Source organism: Aeromonas sp. S19(2024) (assembly GCF_041402625.1).
GTDB lineage: Bacteria > Pseudomonadota > Gammaproteobacteria > Enterobacterales > Aeromonadaceae > Aeromonas > Aeromonas caviae.
In genome coordinates this window covers 248,046-266,651 of sequence record NZ_JBGLQU010000001.1, presented here as the reverse complement: position 1 = coordinate 266,651, position 18,606 = coordinate 248,046, and the positions used below count along the sequence as shown (strand labels likewise).

Genomic DNA, 18,606 nt, shown 5'->3' with positions numbered 1-18,606 from the left:
TCTCTCCATTCTGACTGACATACCGATAACTTGAAGCTGCTCACATTCTGGTGTCCCAAGAGCATCCGGAGCGATACGGGCATGCCCGAAGGGCGGGTGACAGCGGGGCTGTGGGTCCGCTATATTGTGGTCTGTTTGAATACCATCATAGGGAAGAGAAGATGGAGTGGCTGGATCAGAAAGTGCTGCGACAACTGGCAGATGACATCGGTCACGAGATGATGCCGGTCGTCATCTCGGTGTTTGTCGAAGAGGTAGGCGAGCAGTTGGCCCAATTAAGACCGCTTTTTGAGCAGCGGGACTGGTCAGCCCTAGCGCGTGTTGCCCACAGCATGAAATCGTCCTGTGGCAGCTATGGCGCCAAACCCAGCTATCAGCAGGTGATGGATCTGGAGTCCGCCTGTCGCCGGGAAGATGAGCAAGAGGCCGGCAGACTGCTGGCTGAGCTGGAGCACTCCCTGCCCCAGGTCTTCACCCATCTGGCCCAGTTTCACTGATCCAGAGGGGCATCAGCCCGCCATGTCGCGCTCGCCAAGCCTGCTCAGGATCACGGTGTCGAGTGCGAGCCGCAGCTTGAGGCGGTCGTGGCGGTGGGGGAGGGCCGCTTCACCCAGCTCGGCCCGAACGAGGCAGTGCTGCAGCTCGGGTACCTGGGGGCCCTCGGGAGCCAGAATGGCATCGATCCGGCCGCTGCCTATCCGCTCTTCCAGCCAACGATGTTGACTGGACAGTGACAACTGGCCTGCCGGACCCTCTTCGTCCACCAGATTGCTGATGAACACGACGATGGCGCGGCTGCTGCGGATCGCCTCCGCAATTTCGCGCAGCAGCAGAGGAGGCATGATGGAGGTGAGGAAGCTGCCCGGCCCCAGGATGATCATGTCGGCCTGGCTCAGCGCCTCGACCGCTTCGCGCGTGGCGGGCACGACCGGTTTCAGGCTCAGGGCCCGTGGCGGCGTGGTGAGCTGATCGATGGAGACCTCCCCCAGGATCTGATCGCCACAGACGGTGTGGGCGCACAGATCGGTGGGATGCTCGGACATGGGCAGCAGATTGGGTTCAATTTCCAGCATGTCGCTGATGAGCCGGATGGCATCCAGGGGGCGCACGCAGAGGTTGTCGAGGGCCAGCAGCATCAGGTTGCCGAGGTTGTGGCCCGCGAGCTCGCCGCGGCCGGTAAAGCGGTGCTCGAACAGCTGGCTACCGATGCTGGGGGTGGTCACCAGCTGGTTGAGGCAGTTGCGCAGATCCCCCCAGGCGATGCACTCCTGGCTTTTGCGCAGGCGTCCGGTGGAGCCGCCATCATCCGTGGTGGTGACGATGCCCGTCAGCCGGGATCCCAAGAACGACAGGGAAGAGAGCACCCGGCCCATACCGTGCCCGCCGCCGATGGCGACAACCCGGTCGAAGTCATTGATATTTTTCTGCCACATGCAGTGATCCCGTGGGAGGCCAGTGAGCACCATTCTAGTCTCCATGGCCAGGTAATTGTTTGATAAGGGTATGATTTTTGCTTGATGCCAGCATCCCGTACCCCTAGGAGACGATGTTGAACTTCCTGACGGCTCACTCGCTTGCCGAGACGACCCCACTGGCCGCCCAACAAGTTACAGAGCGGTTGCATGCCCAGTCATCCCATGTTCCATCGCTGTTGCTGGTCTATTTTACCCAAGCACACGAGGCGGCGGAACTGCGCCGTGCGCTCAAGGCACGTTTTCCCGATACCCGGCTGATCGGTTGCAGCTCCTGCGGCGGTATCCTGACCCAGGATGGCCATCATGGTCGGCATGGCTGGAGCCTGTCGGTCGCCGCCCTTTATGATGACAAGGGGGCCTATGGCGTGGCTGGCCAGATGGGGGATCAACCGGATGTGCGGGCATTGCTGCGCCGCGCCATCGCCGATGGTGGCCGACCGGGAGAGCTGCCGCAGCTCGTGTTGCTGCACACCAGCCCGGGGCTGGAGGAGGTTGTGCTCGCGGGGATCGACGCCGAGTTTGGCGCGACCGTTCCCGTCGTCGGCGGGTCGGCGGCAGACGACGGCGTGGCCGGGCAGTGGCAGCTGTGCTGGGACGAAGGGGAGGGATCACAAGGGTGCGTGTTGGCGGTGCTTTACCCCGATTGCCAACTGGCGTTCCAGTTTCATTCAGGTTATGTACCCACCGAGTGTCGCGGCATCATTACCGGGATAGACGGGCGGGAGGTGCTGACCATCGATCACGAGCCGGCGGCCCGGGTCTATGGTCGCTGGACCGAGCGTGCGACGCCCTGGCCGGTGGGCCCCATCCTCAGGGAGACGACGCTCTCGCCACTGGCCCGTCAGGTCGGCATGCTCGATGACCTGCCCTACTACAAGCTCTCCCATCCCGAGGCGGTGACGGCGCGGGAGGGGCTGCGCCTCTTTACCGAGACCCGACTGGGAGAGCGACTGCTGCTCATGTACAGCAGCCAGGAAGGGTTGTTGCAGCGCAGCCTGAATGCGGTGAATATCGAGCCTGAATATGGCATGGCGAGCAATATGCGCCCCTTTGGCGCCCTGGTGGTGTTTTGTGCCGGTTGTCGGCTGGCACTGGGGGACAGGCTGGGGGACATCGTCAGTCAATTCAGTCAGAGGCTGGGTGAGATCCCCTTCATCACGCCCTTTACCTTCGGTGAACAGGGACGATTACCCCATGGTGAGCTGGCGCACGGCAACCTCATGGTGTCGAGCGTAATCTTCCTCGAGAGCTGACACTGTGCTGGATTCAAGATGATAGGCAATAGCGAACTCGAAACCCTGGGCGACAAACTGCAAACCACGCTGGTGGAGCTGATGCGTTGCCGGGAGCGGGAGGCCAGATATCGGGAGGAGTCCCAAGCCCTGCTGTGCGGGGTGGCGACCCTGGCACAGGCCCAGAGTCTGGAGCAGGTACTGGAGAGTCTCATTCTTGCTCTCAAGCCCTTTATCGGATTCGAACAGGCGGACGTGGTTGCCTGGGAGGCCGTGAGGGGCAGCACCCATCTGAGCACCCAGCCGGACGAGGTAGGCCGGACCTGGTCGCTGACACCGCTCTTCTCCAGGGCCATCGAGGGGGAGACTCTGGTCATCTATGATCCCGCCCAACTGCCTGAGCTGGCGCCGCTGGCGGGGGCGCCAGGCTGGGCCAGCGTCATGATGACAGGCTTGCAGGGACCGGGGTTTTCCGGTGTGCTCATCTGCCGGCACGGCGTGGCGGGCACCTTCGATCTCAAGAGCAAGGCGGCGATGCAGCGTTGTCGCCCGCTCATCTCCCAGGCCCTGGTCAACATCGCCTATCGGGCTCGCCTGCAAGAACAGGTTGACCTCAAGACCCTGGCCCTGCAGGCCAGCGAACAGCGTTTTCGCAGTTTTGCCGCCATGGCCTCCGACTGGTTCTGGGAGACCGACCCCCAGCACAGGCTCAGCTATGTCTCTGCCCCTGGCTATCAGGGGGAGGTGCTGGCCTGCCAGACGGGGAGAAGCCTCTATGATTTTGCCCACGACAAGCAGGACCCGGCCTGGAGCCACTACCGGCACCTGATCGCCCACCATCTGCCGGTGCGGGGAATGCGGGCCCAGGTGATGCTGGCGGGCGGGCCTTGCTGGATGGAGATCAATGCGGAGCCTTGCCATGATGCCGGTGGCCGCTTCCTCGGCTATCGGGGCACGGCGCGGGAGATAGGCAGCCAGATCCGCCGCGAGCAGGAGCTGGCGCGGGCGCGGGACGATGCCGAGACGGCCAACCGTGCCAAATCCCAGTTCCTCGCCATGATGACCCACGAGATCCGCTCTCCCATGAACGCCGTGCTGGGGATGCTGGATCTGCTGCAGCACGGCCGGCTCGACACTCCGCAACAGACCCTCATCGGCCATGCCACCCACTCTGCGCATCTGTTGCAGACCATCATCGACGATGTGCTCGATTTCTCGAAAATAGAGTCACATACCCTGACGCTGCACTGTGAACCCTTTCAGCCAGCCGAGCTGTGCCGTGCCCTGGTGGAGCCCTTGCAGGCACAGGCCAGTGCCAAGGGCATCACTCTGCACTGGCATCTGGATGAGACGCTCCCCGAACGCCTTCAAGGGGATGCCGTCCGCCTCTCCCAGGTGATAGGCAACCTGCTTGGCAATGCCGTGAAGTTCACCTCCGTCGGCAGCGTGCGTCTGGCGTTGACCTGGGAGGAGGAAAAGCTGGGGGTCATGGTCAGCGACACGGGGATCGGCATCTCCACCGAGGATCAGGCGTTGCTGTTCGAACCCTTCTATCAGGTCGACAGTTCGGCAACCCGCCGCTTCTCCGGCTCGGGGCTCGGGCTGGCCATCTGCAGGCGGCTGGTGCAGCTGATGGGGGGAGACATTTGCGTGCAGAGCACGCCTGGGCTGGGAAGCTGCTTCTGGTTCGAGCTGCCCGGGATGGCCTCTCCCTGTGCTCCGGCCGCCGCCCCCGATAGTGAAGAGTGCGCCAGACTGGAGCTGGATGTGCTGGTGGTGGAAGACAGTCCGGTCAATCAGCTGGTGGTATCCCTGATGTTGCAGAAGCTGGTGTGCAGGGTGAGGCTGGCAGGCAATGGGCTGGAGGCCCTGGCACAGGTGGCGAAGCAGCAGCCGGACCTTGTCCTGATGGATATGCGGATGCCGCAGATGGATGGGCTGGAGGCGACCCGGCGCCTGCGGGACATGGGGTACGAGGTGCCCATCGTCGCGTTGACGGCCAATGCCATGATGGAGGACAGGGCCCGCTGCCTTGCCCAGGGCATGAACGATTTTCTGGCCAAACCCATCAGTCTTGCCAGGCTGCGAAGCTGCCTGCTCCGCCATTGCAGGTGATGCCGGCCGATTTTGGGTAAAAAAAATGGTCAACCTGGTGGTTGACCAATTCTTCAGCAAATACTGAAGAGAGCACGGGATAAATCGGGTTGTACGGTTTTATATGAAAAAGTCGTGCCAACTTTTCAAAACCTGTTATTTGCGGCCTGTAGCTGAATTGTGTGTTATTTATCGCTACCGTGATTGCAAAATGCAATTCTCATTTTTTCATTATAAGAATGCAGTGCCGAGAATTCGCGTTTTGCAAAACAACCGTTGACTCACTCTTTGACTCACTGTGCGATCAGTCGGCGCAAGAACTGGCGCGCCGCTTCACTGTTCTGTTTGGCAATCAACATCTGTTTTTCATAGATCGGCATGGGCAGGATCTCGAGCCAGCGTTGGCAGAGCCAGGCTGCATCGTCGAACTGCTTGTCCGGGTAGAGCTCATCCAGTTCCGGGTATTGTGCAAAGACCTCTCTCAATCGGCTGACCAGCTGGTTGTCGCTGACATCAGAATCCGCACTCGGCCAGTTGGGCAGCGGCTCGACCTGGGCGTGCCTGAGGCCTGCGTCATCCGTTTCCATCTCGTGGATGCAGAAGCGTTCAAGGCCGAGCACGGTGACCCCGAGCAAACCGTCGTTGAGGGTATAAAAATCAGTCACCTTGACGCGGGTTCCGACCGGGAGAATCCGTCCGCAGGTGCCCGTACTGGTGGTCTCTTCCATCACGATGCCAAAGCCACGATCCTCGAGGAAGGACTCCTTGAGCATCTGCAGGTGGCGCGGCTCGAACAGGCGAAGGGGGAGCTTGCCGCCGGGCAGAATGTGGGACGGCAAGGGGAACAGTGCCAGTTGTTGAAGTTTCATGTTCCATCCTCCTAATCAGTCATTGCTGAATGTGACAATGCAGTGACCGTGCCAGAGAGAGGTGGCGTGGTGAAGGGGTGAGCCATTTCCCGTGGTTATTTTTAATATCCATTTAAAATCAATCTATTGTGATTTTGTATCACGAATGCAGGCAAGGCAGTGTAAAAGGGATTCAGGTGAGGTGTTAGGGCGCCGAACATACCCCGTGTGCAGAATGAGTCTATTTTCGCATATTGCAAATTTGATTCATGCAAAATGCCTGTTGCAGACCCATTCAGCGATTGGAGACAAAGGCCAGGGGATCAGGTGGTGAATTCGGTGTGCTGTGTCATGCCGTCCAGCATCAGGGCGGCTATTTCGTCATACATCTGCGACCAGGCCTGTGCCAGTGCAGGGGTAAAACCACTGCCGAGACGCCGTGCCAGTACCTGGGTCAGCGCCTGTTTGAGCAGCGCAAACTGGTGGGGTTGAACGTTGAATCGCTGGTGACGCCTGCCGAGATCGCGAATGATGAAACCCAGTGCATCCAGCTGGGAGAGGCTGGTGATGACGGTGTTCAGGGTGTCCGACACCTTGGCAACAGGCAGCTCCTGATGTGGGGGAAAGAGGGCCCTGAGTTCGGGGGACAATCTGAACAGCTCTTCATACACCTCCTGGACATAGCTGTTGTTCAGGGCGCTCACCCTGCCCCAGGCTTTCTGGACCAGCTCTATCTGCTCAAAGGTCATGTCGATGTTTCCTTCCCGTGCGATGTCATGAAAATAATAATCCATCTACTCAATAGAGCACTGGGTTCCGCGCCATTTGGGGAAAAGAAGAGGGGGCCAGCAAGGAGGCACGGATGGTGACCCCTTGCTGGTAGGAGGCCGGGACCTCAGTTGCGCTGTTCCAGGTACATGACGGCTGCTTCGACGCGGCTTTGGGCCTCGAGCTTTTTCAGCAGGCTCTTGACGTGGACCTTGACGGTTCCCTCGGAGATATGGAGCACGGAGGCGACCTGCTTGTTGGACAACCCCTTGGCGATTTCACGCATGATCTGCATCTCGCGTCGGGTCAGGCTCTCCAGCTTCTGCTGCAGGTGGTCCAGCTCGTAGATGTTCTCGAGATAGGGACGTAGCGGCTCGCTCAGGATCTGCTTGCCGGTCATCACGTCAGCCAGCTGGGCCAGCAGCATGTCAGGCTCGGTGTCCTTGAGCAGATATCCGTCCGCGCCTGCCTTGAGCAGGGCAACCACATCCTGGCGGGCGTCAGAGACGGTCAGGATCACCACGCGGGAAGTCACCTCTTCGGCCCGCAGCGCCTTGAGGGTATCGAGACCTGACAACCCCTTCATGTTGAGGTCGAGCAGGATGAGGTCCGGTTCGGACTCCTTGGCCATGGCCACGGCGTCGGTGCCGTTGGAAGCCTCGCCAACCACGTCGATGTTATCTTCCAACTCCAGCAGTTGCACAATTCCCTTGCGCATCAGGGGGTGGTCATCCACGACCAGAACACTGTATTTCATCTCGTCCATCAGGCGTCTCTTGTTAGGCTGGTGGGAAAGGTCAGGTGTATGCGGGTGCCCCCGGAGGGCGGTTCACTGATGGTCAACTGGCCGCGCAATTTGCTGGCGCGTTCATTCATGATGCTGAGACCGTAGTGATTCACCGCCGAGCTTGCGCCCCTTATTCCAACACCATCGTCTGCAATCTGAACCTGGATGTTACCATCAGCCAGGGTCTCACAGCTAACGTCAATGTGCCGCGCGCTGGCATGCTTGATGGCATTGAGCACTGCCTCACGGATCAGCTGCAGGATGTGGATGTGCTGCCCCGCTTCAAGGTCGGTGTCCGTCAGTCCGTACTGGAGTCTGATGTCGGCGTGCGTCTGGGGTTTGAGCTGCTCGAGCATGACCGCGATGGCTTCACCCAGGTTGGCATCGCCGATGCTGAGGCGGAAGGTGCCGAGCAGTTCGCGCAACTGGGTATAGGCATTGCTGAGTCCCTCGTCGATCTGCTCCATGGCTGCTTCGGTCTTGGCCCTGTCCCCCTTGGCGAAGGAGCGTTTGAGCAGCGTGGCCTGGATCTTCAGGTAAGAGAGGGCCTGGGCGAGGGAGTCGTGCAGTTCACGGGCGATGACGGCGCGTTCTTCCATCAGCAGCAGGCGCTGGTGCTGCAGCAGGGTCTGATCCTTGTGCAGCACCTGGGCCAGCAGCATGGAGAAGTTCTTCATCAGCCGCTCGTCGATGGGGTGGTCGCTTATCATGTCGAGCCGGCCGTACTCCTCGTCATCCATCTGCAGGTAGAAGCTCACCACGGCGTCCAGATCCCCCGGCCACCCCTTGCGCCCAGTGATGTAAACCGGCATCGCATTGTGCTCGAAGCGGGTGAGGCGGATGTACTCGATGTGCTGGTGGGCGGCGGCCCGCTCCAGCAGCTTTTGCAGGGTGCGGCGGCTGAGTGGCGCCGCGTGCAGTTTCTGGGCGGTGGAATAGAGGAAGGAGAGGGTGTCGTTGGCCTGTTGCAGCTTGGCCGTTTTCTCCTCCACCTTGCTCTCCAGCTCCCGGTAGAGTTTGCCAAGCTCGTCGGCCATGGTCGCGAACGCCCCCGACAGCTCTCCCAGCTCGTTTTCACAGTGAGGGGGCAGGGTGAGATCGAATTCCTGACGCTGGATCTGGCGTGCGCAATAGACCAGCTGATTCAGGGGCGCCACCACCTGCTGGCGAGTGAAGCGCACCGTGCACCAGGCGATGGTGATGATGGCGAGCAGCCCTAGCCCCTCGGCCAGCGCCAGCATGCGCACCTTGAACTCCACGTGGTACTGCATCTGGTTGACGAAGTCATCGATGGCGGCGACGAACTGTTCCGTATTGTCGGTATAACGGCTGGGGGTGGCATTCTCGATGTGTTCGCGCATCACTTGCCATTGCAGCAGGACTTCACCATAGGTGCGGCGCAGGGAGGCGGGCGTGATCCAGCGCTGGGTCTCCTGCAGCTCGGGGGCATGAAGGGTCTGTTCAAACTGGGCGAGCCGGCCGAGGACGACCTGATCCTTCTCGATTTCATAGGCCATGCGGTAGGCCTGCATGCGCAGGGATCCCGACAGGTTGATGGCTTTGGCATCGGGAACCGAATAGAAGAGGGTGACCATGGCCACCACGGCGATCAGGCTGGCCATGAACAGGATCAGCACCATGGAGCGACCGATGGCGCTGCTGACCGACTGCACTCTGAACCATTTTCCCATGCCGACCGGCTCCCTTTTCACCCACAAAGACCCCACAAAGTAGCATGGGAGTGTACTCCAAGTTGTGCTAGCATCGAAAAACTAGATGAACTCCGAGCGATTTTGCCTAAGTCATTGAGATAGGGGGAGATCGCCGTCAGCCGATGTTCGAGCTGAAAGGGTCAGGAAAGAAATGCCCTGGCCTCCCGTATTTGGAAAGGTGTTTATGTTGCCACTTGAAGATGGTTTTTCCCGTCGCTTTTACTATTTGCGTCTGTCGGTCACCGACGTCTGCAATTTCCGCTGTACCTACTGTCTGCCGGACGGCTATCAGCCGCCGAAAGGAGATGGTGAGGGGCGCCAGTCCTTCCTCTCCCTGGAGGAGATCCGTCGCGTCGTCTCCGGGTTTGCCGCCATGGGGACGCGCAAGGTGCGTCTGACCGGAGGCGAGCCCTCCCTGCGCCGCGACTTCACGGCCATCATCGAGACCGTGGCCAATACCCCCGGCATCGAGAAGGTGGCCATGACCACCAACGGGTATCGCCTCAAGGAGCGTGCCCGCGAGTGGTTCGATGCGGGGCTGACGGCCCTGAACGTCAGCGTCGACAGCCTGGATCCCCGTCAGTTCCACCAGATCACCGGCGAGAACAAGCTGGCGGAGGTGATGGCGGGGATAGACGCCGCCCTGAGTGCCGGTTTCCGGTCGGTCAAGATCAACGCCGTGCTGCTCAAGGGGCTCAATGATCATCAGCTCGAGACATTCCTCGCCTGGATCCGGGACAAACCCATCGAGCTTCGTTTCATCGAACTGATGCAGACCGGCGAGATGGACGCCCTGTTTCGCGATCACCATACCAGCGGTGAACTCATCAAGCAGCGTCTGCAAAAGAGCGGCTGGGTGCAGCAGCTGCGCGGCCTGGATGATGGCCCTGCCCAGGTGTTCACGCACCCGGACTCGAGGGGCGGGGTGGGGCTCATCATGCCCTACAGCAAGGATTTTTGCGCCGGTTGCAACCGGCTGCGGGTCTCCTCCAAGGGCAAGCTGCACCTGTGTCTCTTTGGCGACAACGGGGTGGAACTGCGGGATCTGCTCACCGATGACAGCCAGCAGGAGGCGCTACAATGGCGTATTCGCCAGGCGCTGACCGGCAAGGCCGCCACCCATCGCCTCCATGAAGGCAATGCAGGCATGACCCCTCACCTGGCCTCCATCGGCGGCTGACAGCCGCCGTGCACCTCAAATAACCTTCGATTAATTATCAATCCTCACATAGGGGTAATTTACCTTGCCCCTGCTGTGTCTAATTGCGCCAAGGGTTTGATCCAGCGCAAGAATCCCCCCTGTTTATCTCCCTGGTGGTATATCCCCTGACTTGTCAGGGCCGCAATATACACCCACGCTTATAATTGGTATTGAAAATGCCAGTCACGGGATCCGCGCGGGGGCATCCGCCCCCGAAAAGAGGAGTCGATATGACCGACGGGGTCAACTTGTCACGCAGAGGCCTGTTTCGGGGACGCCTGAGCGCCCCCAAGGCCGGGATCCAGTTGCCCTGGTCCGTCTCCTGGGACGAGTTCGTGGCCGGCTGCACCCGCTGCGGCGACTGTCTGGCGGCCTGTCCGGAGCAGATCCTGATCAAGGGAGACGGGGGCTTCCCCACGGTGGATTTTCACCGCGGCGAGTGCACCTTCTGCACCGAGTGCGTCAGCGCCTGCCAGGCGCCGGTGTTCAGGCCGACAACCCAGACACCCTGGGAGTATGTGGCCCATATCGAGGCGGGCTGTCTGGCCACGGCCCAGGTGTTCTGCCAGCGCTGTCAGGACAGCTGCGAGCAGCAGGCCATCCGCTTTTCCCCCCGGCTGGGGCGCGTACCCACCCCCAGCATCCATGCCGAGTCGTGCAACGGCTGCGGGGCCTGCGTGGCGGATTGCCCGGTGGGCAGCATCAGCATCGGTCTGTCTCGTGGCGAGGCTTCGCGATGACCCAAGAGACGAACAAGTTGGAAAACGGTGATATGACGCGAGAAGAGTTCCATGTATCCAGCCTGGTGGTGCTGACCCAGCCCGATCTGCGCCACGCCCTGGCAGAGCGGATTGCGACCCTGGACGGGGCCGAGATCCACGCCGTCAGCGAGGAGGGCAAGCTGGTGGTGACCCTGGAGGGGCCGAGCCAGCGCCCCATCATGGCGGCCATCGACACCATTCAGGGGTTGCCCGGGGTGCTCTCTGCGGCCCTGATCTACCACCAGTTCGATGAAATGGACGCCGAAGATGGGGAATAAGGCGTCATGTGGCAGAAGCGCAAGAGTCGTTCGCTGACCGCCACGAGTAATACACGGGATGCCGGGTCTGTTGTCTGCGTTCGATGAACGAAAAGCCCAGAGCAAAGGAATAAAGCGCCATGGAGCTGAGCCAGCGCGGCTCGTCACAATGGCTGTCATTGATGTGATTAAGCAATGCGAGGATATGTCATGAAGCTGAGTCGACGCGACTTTATGAAGGCCAATGCGGTGGCGGCAGCCGCTGCCGTGGCCGGTGTCAGTGCCCCCACTCTGGCGGCGAACCTGATCACCAGTACCGACAAGACCGCCATCACCTGGGACAAGGCGCCGTGCCGCTTCTGCGGGACCGGCTGCTCCGTGCTGGTGGGCTCCCAGGCTGGCCGCGTCGTGGCGACCCAGGGGGATCCCGATGCACCGGTCAACCGTGGCCTGAACTGCATCAAGGGCTACTTCCTCTCCAAGATCATGTACGGGGAGGATCGCCTGACCCAGCCCATGCTGCGCATGACGAACGGCAAGTTCGACAAGAACGGCAACTTCGCCCCCATCAGTTGGGATCAGGCCTTCGACATCATGGCCGAGAAGTTCAAGGCGACCCTGAAAGAGAAGGGCCCGACCGCCGTCGGCATGTTCGGCTCCGGCCAGTGGACCGTCTGGGAAGGCTATGCCGCCGCCAAGCTGATGAAGGCAGGCCTGCGCTCCAACAACCTGGATCCCAATGCCCGTCACTGCATGGCCTCCGCGGTAGTGGGCTTCATGCGTACTTTCGGCATGGATGAACCCATGGGCTGCTACGACGACATCGAGCAGGCCGACGCCTTCGTGCTGTGGGGCTCCAACATGGCCGAGATGCACCCCATCCTCTGGTCGCGCATCTCCGATCGCCGTCTGTCCCACCAGGATGTGCAGGTGCACGTGCTCTCCACCTTCGAGCACCGCAGCTTCGAGCTGGCGGACAACGGACTGGTGTTCACCCCCCAGACCGATCTGGCGATCCTCAACTACATCGCCAACTACATCATCCAGAACGACAAGGTGAACTGGGAGTTCGTCAACAAGCACACCCAGTTCCGCAAAGGAGTGACCGACATCGGCTACGGCCTGCGTCCCACCAACCCGCTGCAGCAAAAGGCCAAGAACCCGGACAGTGGCGACTCCACCCCCATGAGCTTCGAGGACTTCGCCAAGTTCGTGGCGGATTACGATCTGGAGTCCGTCTCCAAGCTCTCCGGCGTGCCCAAGGACAAGCTCGAGAAGCTGGCCCAGATCTATGCGGATCCGGACAAGAAGGTGGTCTCCTACTGGACCATGGGGTTCAACCAGCACACCCGTGGCGTCTGGGCCAACAACCTCTGCTACAACATCCACCTGCTGACCGGCAAGATCTCCCAGCCAGGCTCCGGCCCCTTCTCCCTGACCGGCCAGCCCTCCGCCTGCGGTACCGCCCGTGAAGTGGGTACCTTCGCCCACCGTCTGCCGGCGGACATGGTGGTCACTGATCCCAAACACCGCGCCATCGCCGAGAAGATCTGGAAGCTGCCGGAAGGCACCATCCCGGAGCAGGTGGGCTACCACGCCGTGCTGCAAAACCGCATGCTGAAAGACGGCAAGCTCAACGCCTACTGGGTGATGTGCAACAACAACATGCAGGCCGGCCCGAACATGAACGAAGAGGCGCTGCCCGGTTATCGCAACCCGGCCAACTTCATCGTGGTCTCCGACCCTTATCCGACTGTGACCGCCCAGGCGGCCGACCTCATCCTGCCCACCGCCATGTGGGTGGAGAAAGAGGGGGCCTATGGCAACGCCGAACGTCGCACCCAGTTCTGGCACCAGCAGGTGAAGGCACCGGAAGGGGCCAAGTCCGACCTGTGGCAGCTGATGGAATTCTCCAAACGCTTCACCGTGGAAGAGGTGTGGCCGGCTGAGTTGATTGCCAAGATGCCGGAAGTGAAGGGCAAGACCCTGTTCGACGTGCTCTATGCCAACGGCCAGGTGAACCAGTTCCCGAAAGAGCAGAGCAAGGGGGCCCTGAACGACGAGGCCGAGCACTTTGGTTTCTACGTCCAGAAGGGGCTGTTCGAGGAGTACGCCTCCTTCGGTCGCGGCCATGGCCACGACCTGGCGCCGTTCGATCAGTATCACGAAGCCCGCGGCCTGCGCTGGCCTGTGGTGGACGGTAAGGAGACCCTGTGGCGCTACCGCGAAGGGTTTGACCCTTATGTGAAAGCGGGGGAGGGGGTGCGTTTCTACGGCAAGCCCGATGGCAAGGCGGTGATCTTCGCGTTGCCCTATGAGCCGGCTGCCGAAGCTCCGGACAAAGAGTACGACATGTGGCTCTCCACCGGTCGCGTGCTGGAGCACTGGCACACCGGCACCATGACCCGTCGCGTGCCCGAGCTCTATCGCGCCTTCCCGGATGCGGTGCTCTTCATGCACCCGGAAGATGCCAAGGCTCGCGGTGTGCGCCGTGGGGAAGAGGTGATCGTCTCCTCCCGCCGGGGCGAGGTGAAGACCCGGGTCGAGACCCGGGGCCGCAACCGTCCGCCCAAGGGACTGGTGTTCATGCCCTTCTTCGACGCGAGCCAGCTGGTCAACAAGCTGACCCTGGACGCTACCGATCCGCTCTCCAAGGAGACGGATTACAAGAAGTGCGCCGTCAAGGTCATGAAGGCCTGAGGCGGGGGAGCGCGAGATGAGTCGTAGTCGGCGCCAGTTTCTGGCCGACATGGCCAAGGGGGCCTGCGGTGTGGGCCTGCTTGGTGTGGGGCTCGGCGGAGTGGCGCGCCAGCAGGTGCAGGCTTTGCCTGCCCAGGCGCTGCGCCCGCCGGCCGCCCTCGACGAGGCCGAGTTCCTCGGCGCCTGCGTGCGCTGCGGGCTCTGCGTCGAGGCATGCCCCTACGACACCCTCAAGCTCGCCCGGCTGTTTGAACCCGTGACCACCGGCACCCCCTACTTCAAGGCGCGCGCCGTCCCGTGCGAGATGTGTGACGACATCCCCTGCGTGGTGGCCTGCCCGAGCGGGGCGCTGGATAGGGCCATGACCGACATCGATCAGGCGCGGATGGGAGTGGCGGTGCTCATCGATCACGAGACCTGCCTCAACTACCTGGGGCTGCGCTGCGACGTCTGCTACCGGGTCTGTCCCCTCATCGACAAGGCCATTACCCTGGAGCTGCAACATAACCCGCGCACCGGCAAGCACGCCATGTTCCTGCCCACGGTGCACAGCGATCTCTGCACCGGCTGCGGCAAGTGCGAGCACGCCTGCGTGCTGGAGGAGGCGGCCATCAAGGTGGTGCCTCGCCAGCTCGCCAAGGGAGAGATTGGCCACCACTACCGGCTCGGCTGGGAAGAGAAGGCGAAGGCGGGCAAATCGCTCATCGGCGACAGGCTCACCCTGCCGACCCGCAAACCGGAGGGTCTATGAGTCGGTATCCAGGGGCCGAGGCCACAGCCAGGCTGGGCTGGTGGCGGTCACACCGCTTCCTGCTGCTGCGCCGGCTTTGCCAGTTCGGGGTGCTGGGGCTGTTCCTGCTGGGGCCGCTCGCGGGCATCTGGATCCTCAAGGGCAACCTCTCCAGCTCCCTGCTGCTGGAGACGGTGCCCCTCACGGATCCCCTGACCCTGTTGCAGTCGTTGGCGGCGGGCCAGTGGCCCATCCCCACCCTGTGGCTCGGGGCCGGGCTGGTGCTCGCGGGTTACTGGCTGGTCGGGGGGCGGGTGTTCTGCTCCTGGGTCTGTCCGGTCAACCTGGTCACCGATGCCGCCGCCTGGCTTAGGGGGCTGCTCGGGCTCAAGGGCAACGGTCAGTTCAGCCGCACCACCCGCTACTGGCTGCTGGCCATGGTGCTGGTGGCGCCGGCCATCGCTGGCGTGCTGGTGTGGGAGCTGGTCAATCCGGTGTCGCTCACCCTGCGCGGCCTGCTGTTTGGCATGGGGGCGGGCTGGGCCTTGCTGGCGGTGCTGTTCCTGTTCGACCTTTTTGTGGTGGAGCGGGGCTGGTGCGGCCACCTCTGTCCGGTGGGGGCCTTCTATGCCCTGGTCAACCGGGTCGGGTTCATCAAGATTGCAGCCTCGGGGCGCGAGCGGTGCAGCAACTGCATGGATTGCTATGCGGTCTGCCCGGAGCGTCCCATCCTGCGCGGCCCCGTTCATGGTGCCAGGCGTGGTCACGGGCCCTTGATTGCGGCTCAGGAGTGTACCAACTGCGGCCGTTGCATCGATGTCTGCGCGGAGCAAGTTTTTGAAATCACTGTAGGTTTTGCCGTCAAGGCAGAGAAAACGTCGGAGAACACATAATGAAGAAGCTGATTGGAGCAATGCTGGCCTGCCTGATGGCGGGTTCCTTGATGGCGGCCGTCCCCGAGATCACCAACAGCACGGGGGGCATCAAGTCGGAGCGGGGAAGCACGGATCTGGTAACGGATGCCGACGCGGCCCCCATGAAGAACTTTCGCAAGGATGGCGACCTCTACGATCGCCAGTACATGCACCAGCCCCCGCTGATCCCCCACGACACCCGCAACTATGAAGTGGACAACAAGGTCAACAAGTGCCTGGCCTGTCACAGCTTCAAGAACGCCAGTGCCATGAAGGCCCCCAAGATAAGCCCCACCCACTTCGAGACCCGCGACGGCATGACCCTGGGCGAAGTCTCTCCGCGCCGCTACTTCTGTCTGCAGTGCCACGTGCCGCAAGCGGATGCCAAGCCGCTGGTGAACAATACCTTCAAACCGGTTGAAGCGCTGAACTGAGGAGCCCATAGATGAAATTACCCGGCTTTGTGAAGCGTCTGTGGACCACCTTCAAGTCACCGTCGAAGGCGGCCCTCTGGGTCATCCTGCTGATGGGCTTCTTCGGTGGCGTCATCTTCTGGGGCGGGTTCAACACCGCCATGGAAGCGTCCAACACCGAGGCCTTCTGCACCGGTTGCCACGAGATGAAGGACAACGTGTTCGTGGAGTACCGCGACACCATCCACTACGCCAACCGCTCCGGCGTGCGGGCCAGCTGCCCGGATTGCCACGTACCCCACGAGTGGACCTACAAGATCATCCGCAAGGTACAGGCCTCCAAGGAGCTGTGGGGCATGATCACTGGCAAGGTGGATACCCGCGAGAAGTTTGAATCCCACCGGCGGGAGATGGCCGAGCGGGAGTGGCAGCGGATGAAGGAGACGGATTCGCGCGAGTGCCGCAACTGCCACAACTTCGAGTACATGGACTTCTCCCTGCAAGGGCGTCGGGCCGCCCAGATGCACTCCACCAACCTGGCAAGCGGGGCCAACACCTGCATCGACTGCCACAAGGGGATTGCACACCAACTGCCTGACATGAAAGGGGTGCCAGGCTTCTGATGGGAAGGCCGCCGGATCCCCGGGATCCGGCGGCCTTCGAGATTAATGGGCAATGACGCCCCCCCAGCCAGACATCTTTTGATAGAATCCCTTCCCGGCAACGCGGCGCCCACCGGCTCCTTTCAGGGCTGGCACCACGGTGCGGCGCGTTCACCTCATCCTCTCGTGGTCAATGATTGACAGGAATGGCCCCAATGGCACCCAAACACAGCGAATTCATCCCTCTCAAGATCGCCGTCCTGACGGTTTCCGACAGTCGCACCGCCGCCGATGACAGCTCGGGGGACTATCTGGTCGAGGCTCTGACCCAGACTGGCCACGTGCTGGCCGACCGGGCGCTCTGCCCCGACAACCTGTTTCGCATCCGCGCCCAGGTGAGCGACTGGATTGCCGACGAGGGAGTCCAGGTGGTGCTCATCAACGGCGGCACCGGCTTCAACGAGCAGAACCGGGTGCCCGAGGCGGTCGGCGTGCTGTTCGAGCGCACGGTGCAGGGTTTTGGCGAGATGTTCCGCCAGCTCTCGTTTGCCGAGATAAAAGGCTCCGCCATGCAGAGCCGAGCCCTGGCAGGGCTGGCCAATCGCACCCTGATCTGCTGCCTGCCCGGCTCCACCGGCGCCTGCCGTCTGGGCTGGGAACAGCTTATCCGGGATCAGCTCGATGCCCGTACCCGGCCGTGCAACTTCGTGACCCATCTGTGATCCCGGGAGTAAACCCGGATCATCCATCTTATTTTTCGATAGGGGCATAGATGAACCTGACCCATCTCAACCAGAGCGGCGAGGCCCACATGGTGGATGTCACCGACAAGCAGGTGACCGAACGCGAGGCCCGCGCCGAGGCTTTCGTGACCATGGCCCCCGAGACCCTGGCGTTGATCCTGAGTGGTCAGCACCACAAGGGGGACGTGTTCGCCACCGCCCGCATCGCCGGCATCATGGCGGCCAAGAAGACCGCCGACCTCATTCCCCTGTGCCATCCCCTGGCTCTGACCCGGGTGGAGGTAGAGATAGCCCCCCAGGCGGCGCACAATCGGGTCCATATCCGCACCCTGTGCAAGCTCTCGGGCAAGACCGGGGTGGAGATGGAGGCGCTCACCGCCGCCTCGGTGGCGGCCCTGACCATCTACGACATGTGCAAGGCGGTGCAAAAGGACATGGTTATCGAGCAGGTGCGTCTGGTGGAGAAAAAGGGCGGTAAATCCGGTCATTTCCAACTGGGTGAGACCAAAGGAGAGCAGGCATGATCAAGGTTCTGTTTTTTGCGCAGGTGCGCGAGCTGGTCGGCTGCGACGAGCTGAGCCTGCCTTGCGACTACGCCAGTGCCGATGCCCTTCGCACCGCCTTGAGCGAGCGGGGTGGCAAGTGGGCGCTGGCGCTCGAATCCGGCAAGCTCCTGGTGGCGGTCAACCAGACCCTGGTGCCGCTGGATACCCCCCTCCATGACGGGGATGAGGTCGCCTTCTTCCCGCCGGTGACCGGAGGTTAAGGATGAACGAGATAATGACCGTAGATCGCGACACTGAGCTGTGGGACTGTGGTGAGGCCGCCTTCTTCCCTCTCCTTCCAGTGACGACCGGAGGCTGACCATGACCGATCGCATTCTGGTGCAGCGGGCTGACTTCTCGCTGGCCGACGAATATGCCCGCCTCGCTGCCCGGCAGGACACAGGCGCGATTGTCAGCTTTGTCGGCAAGGTGCGCGACTTCAATCAGGGGGAGCATGTGAAGGGGCTGGCCCTCGAGCACTACCCCGGCATGACAGAGAAGGCGCTGGCGGGCATCGTGGCCGAGGCCCGCAGCCGCTGGCCGCTGCAGGAGTGTACCCTCATTCACCGCATCGGCGAGCTGCTGCTCGGGGATCAGATCGTGCTGGTGGTGGTGAGCAGCGCCCACCGCGAGGCGGCTTTCGAGGCCTGCCACTTCATCATGGATTTCTTGAAGACCCGGGCGCCGTTCTGGAAAAAAGAGCTGACCGCCGGCGGGGTGCAACGCTGGGTCGAGGCCAGGGCGAGCGATGACGCCGCCCTGGCCCGCTGGCAACAAGGGGAGTGAGCCTCGAGCTCGTGTCAATCGATCCGGCGTGCCGGAAC

The 18,606-nt window shown here is 61.9% G+C and carries 20 protein-coding genes and 1 riboswitch; of the genes, 15 read left to right on the top strand and 5 right to left on the bottom strand.

The annotated features are described in order from the left end of the window. Positions 1 to 161 precede the first annotated feature (161 nt). Positions 162 to 497, top strand: coding sequence for an Hpt domain-containing protein (locus ACB037_RS01200; protein ID WP_039038838.1), 336 nt, complete (start codon positions 162 to 164; stop codon positions 495 to 497). 12 nt (positions 498 to 509) lie between these two features. Here the strand turns inward: ACB037_RS01200 and yvcK are convergent, their stop codons facing one another. Beyond that, positions 510 to 1,433 (bottom strand): uridine diphosphate-N-acetylglucosamine-binding protein YvcK, encoded by a 924-nt coding sequence (yvcK, locus tag ACB037_RS01195; protein ID WP_029314269.1) that lies wholly within the window; start codon positions 1,431 to 1,433, stop codon positions 510 to 512. Between the two features lie 113 nt (positions 1,434 to 1,546). On the opposite strand from yvcK, the gene ACB037_RS01190 reads away from it, so the two are divergent. Next, positions 1,547 to 2,728 carry an FIST signal transduction protein gene (locus tag ACB037_RS01190; RefSeq protein WP_041201554.1) on the top strand — a complete coding sequence of 394 codons (1,182 nt, stop codon included), beginning with the start codon at positions 1,547 to 1,549 and terminating at the stop codon, positions 2,726 to 2,728. Between the two features lie 18 nt (positions 2,729 to 2,746). Further along, entirely contained in the window at positions 2,747 to 4,822 is a 2,076-nt protein-coding gene (locus ACB037_RS01185) for a response regulator (RefSeq protein ID WP_371174794.1), read from the top strand. A 272-nt stretch (positions 4,823 to 5,094) separates the two neighbouring features. Here ACB037_RS01185 and ACB037_RS01180 read toward each other — a convergent pair whose 3' ends face one another. From ACB037_RS01180 to narQ, 4 genes are all read right to left on the bottom strand, one after another. Further along, positions 5,095 to 5,670 carry an LON peptidase substrate-binding domain-containing protein gene (locus ACB037_RS01180; RefSeq protein ID WP_041212730.1) on the bottom strand — a complete coding sequence of 192 codons (576 nt, stop codon included), beginning with the start codon at positions 5,668 to 5,670 and terminating at the stop codon, positions 5,095 to 5,097. Between the two features lie 302 nt (positions 5,671 to 5,972). Further along, positions 5,973 to 6,398 carry a globin domain-containing protein gene (locus ACB037_RS01175; protein ID WP_039038868.1) on the bottom strand — a complete coding sequence of 142 codons (426 nt, stop codon included), beginning with the start codon at positions 6,396 to 6,398 and terminating at the stop codon, positions 5,973 to 5,975. 146 nt (positions 6,399 to 6,544) lie between these two features. Next, entirely contained in the window at positions 6,545 to 7,183 is a 639-nt protein-coding gene (narL, locus tag ACB037_RS01170; RefSeq protein WP_039038841.1) for a two-component system response regulator NarL, read from the bottom strand. Beyond that, a complete protein-coding gene (gene narQ / locus ACB037_RS01165; RefSeq protein ID WP_041215515.1) occupies positions 7,183 to 8,895 on the bottom strand; it encodes a nitrate/nitrite two-component system sensor histidine kinase NarQ in 1,713 nt (570 codons plus the stop codon). The genes narL and narQ overlap by 1 nt, the downstream gene beginning before the upstream one ends. Before the next feature lie 78 nt (positions 8,896 to 8,973). After that, a riboswitch (molybdenum cofactor riboswitch) is annotated at positions 8,974 to 9,113 on the top strand. Here narQ and moaA point away from each other — a divergent pair. The 12 genes from moaA to moaE all read left to right on the top strand — a co-directional run bounded on the left by moaA (position 9,101) and on the right by moaE (position 18,568). Further along, on the top strand, positions 9,101 to 10,096 hold the full coding sequence (gene moaA, locus ACB037_RS01160) for a GTP 3',8-cyclase MoaA (RefSeq protein ID WP_274449702.1): 996 nt from the start codon (positions 9,101 to 9,103) through the stop codon (positions 10,094 to 10,096). (Overlaps the previous riboswitch by 13 nt.) Before the next feature lie 251 nt (positions 10,097 to 10,347). Next, entirely contained in the window at positions 10,348 to 10,857 is a 510-nt protein-coding gene (napF, locus tag ACB037_RS01155) for a ferredoxin-type protein NapF (RefSeq protein ID WP_010674153.1), read from the top strand. After that, entirely contained in the window at positions 10,854 to 11,156 is a 303-nt protein-coding gene (locus tag ACB037_RS01150) for a chaperone NapD (RefSeq protein WP_010674154.1), read from the top strand. Before napF ends, ACB037_RS01150 begins: the two co-directional genes overlap by 4 nt. A gap of 189 nt (positions 11,157 to 11,345) precedes the next feature. Next, positions 11,346 to 13,835 (top strand): nitrate reductase catalytic subunit NapA, encoded by a 2,490-nt coding sequence (gene napA, locus ACB037_RS01145; RefSeq protein ID WP_010674155.1) that lies wholly within the window; start codon positions 11,346 to 11,348, stop codon positions 13,833 to 13,835. 16 nt (positions 13,836 to 13,851) lie between these two features. Continuing rightward, positions 13,852 to 14,586: a ferredoxin-type protein NapG gene (gene napG / locus ACB037_RS01140; protein ID WP_069652764.1), complete on the top strand. Its 735-nt coding sequence runs from the start codon at positions 13,852 to 13,854 to the stop codon at positions 14,584 to 14,586. Beyond that, a complete protein-coding gene (gene napH / locus ACB037_RS01135; RefSeq protein WP_319891723.1) occupies positions 14,583 to 15,458 on the top strand; it encodes a quinol dehydrogenase ferredoxin subunit NapH in 876 nt (291 codons plus the stop codon). The genes napG and napH overlap by 4 nt, the downstream gene beginning before the upstream one ends. After that, positions 15,458 to 15,913 carry a nitrate reductase cytochrome c-type subunit gene (locus ACB037_RS01130; RefSeq protein ID WP_029314277.1) on the top strand — a complete coding sequence of 152 codons (456 nt, stop codon included), beginning with the start codon at positions 15,458 to 15,460 and terminating at the stop codon, positions 15,911 to 15,913. The genes napH and ACB037_RS01130 overlap by 1 nt, the downstream gene beginning before the upstream one ends. Positions 15,914 to 15,924: 11 nt before the next feature. Beyond that, positions 15,925 to 16,515 (top strand): cytochrome c3 family protein, encoded by a 591-nt coding sequence (locus tag ACB037_RS01125; RefSeq protein ID WP_010674159.1) that lies wholly within the window; start codon positions 15,925 to 15,927, stop codon positions 16,513 to 16,515. A 194-nt stretch (positions 16,516 to 16,709) separates the two neighbouring features. Then, positions 16,710 to 17,216 (top strand): molybdenum cofactor biosynthesis protein B, encoded by a 507-nt coding sequence (gene moaB / locus ACB037_RS01120; RefSeq protein ID WP_039038846.1) that lies wholly within the window; start codon positions 16,710 to 16,712, stop codon positions 17,214 to 17,216. A gap of 50 nt (positions 17,217 to 17,266) precedes the next feature. Beyond that, on the top strand, positions 17,267 to 17,761 hold the full coding sequence (moaC, locus tag ACB037_RS01115; RefSeq protein WP_069652762.1) for a cyclic pyranopterin monophosphate synthase MoaC: 495 nt from the start codon (positions 17,267 to 17,269) through the stop codon (positions 17,759 to 17,761). Then, positions 17,758 to 18,003 carry a molybdopterin synthase sulfur carrier subunit gene (gene moaD, locus ACB037_RS01110; RefSeq protein WP_371174793.1) on the top strand — a complete coding sequence of 82 codons (246 nt, stop codon included), beginning with the start codon at positions 17,758 to 17,760 and terminating at the stop codon, positions 18,001 to 18,003. Before moaC ends, moaD begins: the two co-directional genes overlap by 4 nt. A 100-nt stretch (positions 18,004 to 18,103) precedes the next feature. Continuing rightward, the gene (moaE, locus tag ACB037_RS01105; RefSeq protein ID WP_371174792.1) at positions 18,104 to 18,568 is read left to right on the top strand and encodes a molybdopterin synthase catalytic subunit MoaE; all 465 of its coding nucleotides are present in this window, start codon (positions 18,104 to 18,106) and stop codon (positions 18,566 to 18,568) included. The last annotated feature ends 38 nt before the right edge of the window (positions 18,569 to 18,606 follow it).